The sequence below is a fragment of the Streptomyces sp. CT34 genome, from assembly GCF_000805335.1.
Lineage (GTDB): Bacteria > Actinomycetota > Actinomycetes > Streptomycetales > Streptomycetaceae > Streptomyces.
This window is the reverse complement of sequence record NZ_KN708638.1, coordinates 2,422,406-2,429,631: the sequence shown is the minus strand read 5'-3', so window position 1 is coordinate 2,429,631 and position 7,226 is coordinate 2,422,406. Positions and strand designations below refer to the sequence as shown.

Below are 7,226 nucleotides of genomic sequence, written 5' to 3'. Positions count from 1 at the left end.
GGCCCCCGCCGCCCCACCGGCGGGCTGGGGCCCGCCGGACCTCGGCGTGCCCGCGACGTTCGTCCTGCTGCGGCACGGCGAGACCGCGCTGACCCCCGAGAAGCGCTTCTCCGGCAGCGGCGGCACCGACCCCGAACTCTCCGCCGCCGGCCGCCGCCAGGCCGAGGCGACCGCCGCCGCGCTCGCCGCCCGCGGCACGATCCAGGCCGTCGTCAGCTCACCGCTGCGCCGCTGCCGGGAGACCGCCGACGCGGTCGCCGCCCGGCTCGGCCTGGAGGTCCGCGTCGAGGACGGGCTCCGCGAGACCGACTTCGGGGCCTGGGAGGGGCTGACCTTCGCCGAGGTCCGCGAGCGCTTCCCCGAGGACCTGGACGCCTGGCTCGGCTCGGCCAAGGCGGCGCCCACCGGCGGCGAGTCCTTCGCGGCGACCGCCCGCCGGGTCACCGTGGCCCGCGACAAGCTCCTCGCCCGGTACGCGGGCCGGACCGTCCTGCTGGTCACCCATGTCACGCCGATCAAGACCCTGGTCCGGCTGGCGCTGGGCGCCCCGCCGGAGTCGCTGTTCCGGATGGAGCTGTCGGCGGCGTCGCTGTCGGCGGTGGCGTACTACGCGGACGGCAACGCCTCGCTGCGGCTGCTGAACGACACCTCGCACCTGCGCTAGGTCCTGTCGTCAGGGCCCGGGTCCGGACGCCCTTCGGGCGGACGACGGGAGTTCGACGACAGGGCCTGGCGGGACGCGCGCTCCGTACGCGGACGGGCCCGGCACATCGCCATCGATGCGCCGGGCCCGTCCGGTTGCCGGGTGGGTCGACGGGATGGGGCGGCTCAGTTCGCCAACGCCGCGGCCCCCCGGGCGAGTTGGCGTACCCGGCCCCAGTCCTCGGCGGTCAGCGCATCGGCCGGCAGCATCCAACTGCCGCCGACGCAACCGACGTTCGGCAGCGCCAGATAGGACGGCGCGCTGGCCGGGCCGATGCCGCCGGTCGGGCAGAAGCGGGCCTGCGGCAGCGGCCCGGCCAGCGACTTCAGATAGGCGGTGCCGCCCGCCGCCTCGGCCGGGAAGAACTTCATCTCGGTGACGCCCTCCTCCAGCAGCGCCACCACCTCCGAGGCCGTGGAGACGCCCGGCAGGAACGGGATGCCGGAGTCCCGCATGGCGTGCAGCAGCCGCGGCGACCAGCCGGGGCTCACCAGGAACGCGGCGCCGGCCGCACCGGCCGCGGCGACGTGCTCGGGGGTGAGCAGGGTGCCCGCGCCGACCACCGCCTCGGGTACCTCGGCGGTCACCGCCCGGATCGCCTCCAGCGCGGCGGGCGTGCGCAGGGTGATCTCGATCGCCGGCAGCCCGCCCGCCACCAGCGCGCGGGCGAGCGGTACCGCGTCGGCGGCGTCCTGGAGCACGACGACCGGGATGACGGGAGCGAGGCCGAGCACCGACGGGGACGAGGATCTCCCCGGCCCGAACGAAGCCGGGGGCCGGGGGGACGGGACGGGGGAGGAGGCGGCGCTGGTCACGCCGCCCATACTGCGCCCGCTGCCCTACTCCCTGCAACGCTCATTGCACACCCTGCAACAGTGACTTCGTGCCCCTCTACCGCCGTCCCCTCCGCCTCACAGCTCCACCGCCCCGATCACAGCTCCGCCCCGATCACAGCTCCGTCACGATCACATCGATGCCCCACGCCTTGCCGGCCTTCGCCGGCGCCTCGGCTTCGACCACGTACCCCAGCCCGCGCAGCGCCTCGACCACCCCCGCCGGCCCCGCCGGCTCGATCCCGGCCGTCAGCAGGTCCCGCACCAGCCGACCCTTGGTCGCCTTGTTGAAGTGGCTGACCACCGAGCGCTTCTCCACCCCGCCCACGATCTTCGACTGGAGCACCCGCACGGTCGCGGTCCGCCCGGCGACCTCCCCCTTCGGCTTCCACGCCGTCGCGTACGCCGCCGAGCGCAGATCGAGCACCAGACCGTCCCCGGCCACCTGCGGCATCACCTCCGCCATCGGCCCCCGCCAGTACGCCCCCAGCGCGCCGAGCGCCGGCAGCTTCACCCCCATCGAGCAGCGGTACGACGGGATCCGGTCGAGGATCCGCACGGCGCCCCACAGGCCCGAGAACACCAGCAGCGACCGCTCGGCCAGCTTCCGCGCCGCCCCGTCCAGGGAGGCGAGCCCCAAGGCGTCGTAGAGCACCCCGGTGTAGATCTCCCCGGCCGGCAGGGTCCCCGCCGTACGCAGCGCCGCGTTCTTCGCGACCTCCCCCTTGAGGCCGTCGCTCAGTCCGAGCACCTCCTGCGCCTTGGCCGCATCGGCCGCGCACAGCTCGACCAGTTCCGCGAGCACCTCCGCCCGCGCCCCGGCCAGCCCCGGCAGCGACAGCGCCCCGAGATCCAGCGGCTCACCGGCCCCTCCGGCGGCCTTCCCTTCGGACGGCGGCAACAGCACGAGCACGGTGTTCTCCTTCGCAGTGGTACGAGCGGGGGTGCGGCCCCGCCGAAAGCTTAGGGTCTGTCCGGACGGACCCAGGGCGCGCCCGGTGCCTCCTGCCGCTCCCTCCTGACCGGCCCTTTTCCGGTCCCGGCCCACCGGACGGGCCCCGGGTCCCGGCCTCCCCGCCCCCGCCGACGCACCGAGGGCCCGGGCGCCCGCACACCGCGCCGGGAGCGCCCGCCCGCCATAGGCTCGATTTCATGCCCCGTCGCCATATGCATGTGACCGACGCAGCCGAGGCACCGCTGCGGGCCGCGCTGCACGACCTGCGCGTACGGCTGGAGATCCCGGACCACTTCCCGCCCACCGCCCAGGCCGAGGCGGAGAGCGCCGCGCGAGCCCCGCGCATCCCGGCCGGCGACGGCGAGGTGGCCACCGAGCACACCCTCCACGACGCCACCGACCTGCCCCTCTTCACCATCGACCCGCCCGGCTCCCGGGACCTGGACCAGGCGATGTTCCTGTCCCGGCGGTCCAACGGCGGGTTCCGCGTCCACTACGCCATCGCCGACATCGCCTCCTTCGTCACCCCGGGCGGCGCCCTGGACGCCGAGGCGCACCACCGGGTGACCACCCTCTACTTCCCCGACGAACGGATTCCGCTGCACCCGACGGTGCTCAGCGAGGGCGCCGCCAGCCTGCTGCCCGACCAGGACCGCCCGGCCGTCCTGTGGCAGCTCGACCTCGACGCCGACGGCGCGCTGACCGTCGCCTCCGTACGCCGCGCCCTGGTCCGCTCCCGCGCCAAGCTCGACTACGCGGGCGTCCAGCGGGTCCTCGACAACGGCACCGCCGAGGAGCCGCTCGCCCTGCTCCGCGCGATCGGGCTGCGCCGCGAAGAGCTGGAGGTCGCCCGGGGCGCGATCTCCCTCAACGTCCCCGAGCAGGAGATCGTCCAGCACGCCGGCAGCTACACCCTCGAATACCGCGCCCCGCTCCCGGCCTACGGTTGGAACTCGCAGATCTCCCTGCTCACCGGTATGGCCGCCGCCGAGCTCATGCTCGCCTCCGGCACCGGCATCCTGCGCACCCTGCCCACCGCCCCCGACGGCTCGGTCGCCCGCCTCCGCCTCACCGCCCAGGCCCTCGGCGTCGACTGGCCGCACCACACCTCGTACGCGGCCCTGATCCGCACCCTCGACCCGCGCCGCGCCACGCACGCCGCGTTCCTCCTGGAGTGCACCGCCCTGCTGCGCGGCGCCGGCTACAGCGTCTTCGACGGCACCGCCCCGCCCGCGTCCGCCGCCGTGCACGCCGCGGTCGCCGCCCCGTACGCCCACACCACCGCGCCGCTGCGCCGGCTCGTCGACCGCTACACCTCGGAACTCTGCCTGGCCGCCTCCGCCGGCCGCGGCCCGTCCGACTGGGTCCGCGGCGCGCTGCGCAACCTCCCGCACGAGATGGAGACCGGAACCCAGCGCGCCAACCAGGTCGAGCGCGCCTGCGTCGACCTCGTCGAAGCCGCCCTGCTCCGCGACCGGGTCGGCGACACCTTCGAGGCGCTGGTCGTCGACCGCCAGGTGGACGACCCCACCCAGGGCATCGTCCACCTCTGCGAACCCGCCGTCATCGGCCGTGTCGCGGCTCCCCCCGACGGCCCCGCGCTGCCCCTCGGCCACCGCATCGAGGTCCGCCTCGCCGAGGCCGAACCGGGCCGCGAGCCGGTCCTCTTCACACCGGCGTGACGCTGTCCCCGGGCTCCGCCCCGTCCGCCACCGCGTCCGGCCACGCCTCCACCGCACTCCGCACATCCCGCACCGCACTCCGCGCGTCGTCGGCATGGAACCGCACCGTACGCACCACCTCCGGCCGCCCCAACACCCCTACCGCGACGACCGGTTCGGCCAGCTCCACGGTCACCGACGTCTGCCCGCCCACGGCCATCTCCAGTACCCCGTCCCCCTTCTTCGCGTCCTGGGTGAGCCGCAGGTCGTACCGGACGGCGACGATCCGCTCCAACGGTATCCGCAGCTCCCTGCGGGCGCCGGCGCGCAGCAGCAGCGATTCCGGGCCGAGCACATGCGGCCGGGTCACCGCCGACGCCTGGAACCCCAGCATCATCAGCACCGTGTAGACATCGGCGACCAGCGTCACCGCATGCAGCGCCGGCATGCCCGCGAGCAGCGCACTCACCCCGACCGTCTCCACCACGCAGACAAAGGTCAGCCCGTACACCAGCGCCGCCTGCGCCCCCGCGTACGCCAGGGCCCGGTCACCCGCCGCCACCCCGGCCCGCCGCCGCCCCACCCACCACACCAGGCTCATCAGCCACCGCGCCTCATGGCGGGCCAACCGCCGCACCACCTCCCGCGCCCCCGGCCTCGGCCCACTCATCGCGCCCGCTCGACGATCATCCGCATCACCATCCGGATCGCCTCCTCCTGCGCGGGTGCGAGATCCCCGGCGACCAGAGACGTCCAGAACGCCACCTCCCGCCCACCGATCGGCTCCCCACCCCAGGCGGAGATCCGCTCCACCACCTCCTCCGGCAGGCACTCCACGACCGCTCGTGCCGCCTCCGCCACCCGCGGATCCCCGGGCGCCACCCCCACCAGTCCGTCCATCAGCCCGTACGCCGCATACGCCCGCTCCATCGCGCCCGGCACCGCGAACACCTCCCGCAGCGCCGCCGCCAGTGCCGCCTGTGCCCGCTCGCCACCCGCCGTCTCCAGCAGGGCCAGCACCTCCCGGTCCCGCACCGCCATCGCCGGCTCCGGCCCCGGCAGCGCCGCCGACGTCCGCGCCATCTCTCCGAAAACCTCCGCCAGTTGCTCCGACACCGGCCCCTCCTCCGGCAGCCCGCCCGCTTCCTCCGCCCGTCGCAGCAGCGCCGCCAGCCGCGCCCGCCGCTCCCGGATCACCGCCTCCTGCCGCGCCAGATCCCCGTCCAGCTCGGCCAGCACGTCCCGCAGCTCCCGCCCCGCGTCATCGGCCAGTACGTCCCTGACCTCGTCCAGCCCGATCCCCAGCTCCGTCAGCCGCCGCACCCGCGCCAGCGCCACCGCGTCCCGCAGCCCGTACTCCCGGTACCCGTTGGCCCGCCGTTCCGGCTCCGGCAGCAGCCCGACATGGTGGTAGTGCCGCACGGTCCGCGTACTGACCCCGGCCAGCCCGGCCAGTTCCCCGATCCTCATCCCGCCTCCCCGATCCCCATACCGCCATGAAAAACGTTGACGCCACGGCAAGGTCAAGCCCCCGCGGCCCGCCAGGTAGCATGGTCACCACGGCGGACGAGCCGGCCGGGCGGTCGCGTGGGGATCCCGTATCCCCCCGAGGAACGTCCGGGCTCCACAGGGCAGGGTGGTGGGTAACGCCCACCCGGGGTGACCCGCGGGACAGTGCCACAGAAAGCAGACCGCCGGGGACCTCGGTCCTCGGTAAGGGTGAAACGGTGGTGTAAGAGACCACCAGCCTCCGAGGTGACTCGGAGGGCTAGGTAAACCCCACCCGGAGCAAGGTCAAGAGGGGGCATCGCACGATGCCCCTGCGCGGACGTACGAGGGCTGCCCGCCCGAGTCCGCGGGTAGACCGCACGAGGCTGCCGGCAACGACAGCCCTAGATGGATGGCCGCCTCCCGGCCGACCGCAAGGTCGCCCGGAGACAGAACCCGGCGTACAGGCCGACTCGTCCGCTCTCTCCACCCTGACCAGGGAAAACGTCGTCTGCGGGGCCTTTCGGTGCCCCGACCTCGCTCGACCGCCCAGCCCGCCACGGCCGCTCCACCGCCGGGCGGGAGGCCGCGGCCCATCCCCCGCCCGAACGGACAGCACTACCACCCCGGGGCCCTGGCACAGCTCCCGGATGTCGAAACGCTGCGCAGGCTGCGCGAGGGAGGCGTGGCGCTACTGCTGTACGGGCTGCCAGGCACAGGAAAGTCGTCCCCGATCGAGGCGGCCTTCCCCGACCTGATCACGGTGGCCGGAGACGGCGACACCACCGTCGGCGACCTGATCGGCGAGTACACCCAGGACGAAAACGGCGGCTACGAAGTCATCTACGGACTGCGGGTCACCGCCCTGCAGGAAGGCCGCGCCCTCCTCCTGGACGACGCGACACTGATCTCCCCGAATGTGCTGGCCGCCCTCCATCCCGCGATGGACGCGCGCCGCCAGATCCAGGTCAAGGCCCACCAAGGCGAGACGATCACCACCGCCGACGGCTTTCTACTTTCTACGTGATCGCCGGTCACAACCCGGGCGTACACGGGGCGGTGCTGACCGAGGCGCTCGCCTCACGGTTCAGCGTGCAGATCCACCTCGGTTCGGCCTACGACCTGGCCGCCTCGTTGAAGATCAACCGCACGGCGGTCCGCGTGGCCCGCCACCTCGCCGCCGGTCAGCAGGCGGGCGAGGCCGGCTGGGCGCACAGCTACGCGAGTTGATCCCCTTTCAGGAGATCGCCGATGTCCTGGGTACCGAGGCCGCACCTGCACCGCCGCCCCGGCGACCGCCGCACCTGCGCGCAGCTGTCCGCACCCTGGTCCTGAACGACTTCACCGCAGCCGCTCGGACCGACCGGTGGCAGCCGGCTCTCACCGCCGGGTCGATCCTCGCCCGCCGCGACGCCGGAATCGTCGACCCGGACGAAACCGAAACCCTGGAGAACACCCTCACCGGCATCCTCGGCCCCGACCTCCTGCACACCCTCGCCTACATCTGGACGGCCGCCCATACCACCGCCGACGAGGACGGCGCGACGACTGAGCGCCGCCGGCCCGGCCCGGCACCGTGCCCGGGC

At 74.3% G+C, this 7,226-nt stretch carries 6 protein-coding genes, 1 other RNA gene and 1 pseudogene; 4 read left to right on the top strand and 4 right to left on the bottom strand.

Annotation, left to right across the window (positions count from 1 at the left end; all coding sequences use genetic code 11):
• Positions 1-664, top strand: a 664-nt coding sequence (locus tag RZ84_RS40910) for a histidine phosphatase family protein (protein ID WP_241777651.1), incomplete at its 5' end; no start/stop codon positions are given.
• Positions 665-828: 164 nt separating this feature from the next.
• Here the strand turns inward: RZ84_RS40910 and eda are convergent.
• Both eda and yaaA read right to left on the bottom strand, forming a co-directional pair.
• Positions 829-1,527, bottom strand: a complete 699-nt coding sequence (gene eda / locus RZ84_RS10760; RefSeq protein ID WP_043264135.1) for a bifunctional 4-hydroxy-2-oxoglutarate aldolase/2-dehydro-3-deoxy-phosphogluconate aldolase — start codon at positions 1,525-1,527, stop codon at positions 829-831.
• Between the two features lie 124 nt (positions 1,528-1,651).
• On the bottom strand, positions 1,652-2,449 hold the full coding sequence (gene yaaA, locus RZ84_RS10755; RefSeq protein WP_043264134.1) for a peroxide stress protein YaaA: 798 nt from the start codon (positions 2,447-2,449) through the stop codon (positions 1,652-1,654).
• Positions 2,450-2,688: 239 nt separating this feature from the next.
• On the opposite strand from yaaA, the gene RZ84_RS10750 reads away from it, so the two are divergent.
• Positions 2,689-4,173, top strand: coding sequence for an RNB domain-containing ribonuclease (locus RZ84_RS10750; protein ID WP_043264133.1), 1,485 nt, complete (start codon positions 2,689-2,691; stop codon positions 4,171-4,173).
• Here RZ84_RS10750 and RZ84_RS10745 read toward each other — a convergent pair.
• Positions 4,160-4,789 carry a hypothetical protein gene (locus RZ84_RS10745; RefSeq protein WP_241778035.1) on the bottom strand — a complete coding sequence of 210 codons (630 nt, stop codon included), beginning with the start codon at positions 4,787-4,789 and terminating at the stop codon, positions 4,160-4,162. The genes RZ84_RS10750 and RZ84_RS10745 overlap by 14 nt on opposite strands.
• A 29-nt stretch (positions 4,790-4,818) precedes the next feature.
• Positions 4,819-5,622, bottom strand: coding sequence for a MerR family transcriptional regulator (locus RZ84_RS10740; protein ID WP_043264132.1), 804 nt, complete (start codon positions 5,620-5,622; stop codon positions 4,819-4,821).
• 97 nt (positions 5,623-5,719) lie between these two features.
• On the opposite strand from RZ84_RS10740, the gene rnpB reads away from it, so the two are divergent.
• Positions 5,720-6,120, top strand: an RNA gene (gene rnpB / locus RZ84_RS35420) — RNase P RNA component class A.
• 46 nt (positions 6,121-6,166) lie between these two features.
• Positions 6,167-6,914 (top strand): annotated as a pseudogene (locus tag RZ84_RS10735) (AAA family ATPase); the annotation flags it as partial.
• Between the last annotated feature and the right edge of the window lie 312 nt (positions 6,915-7,226).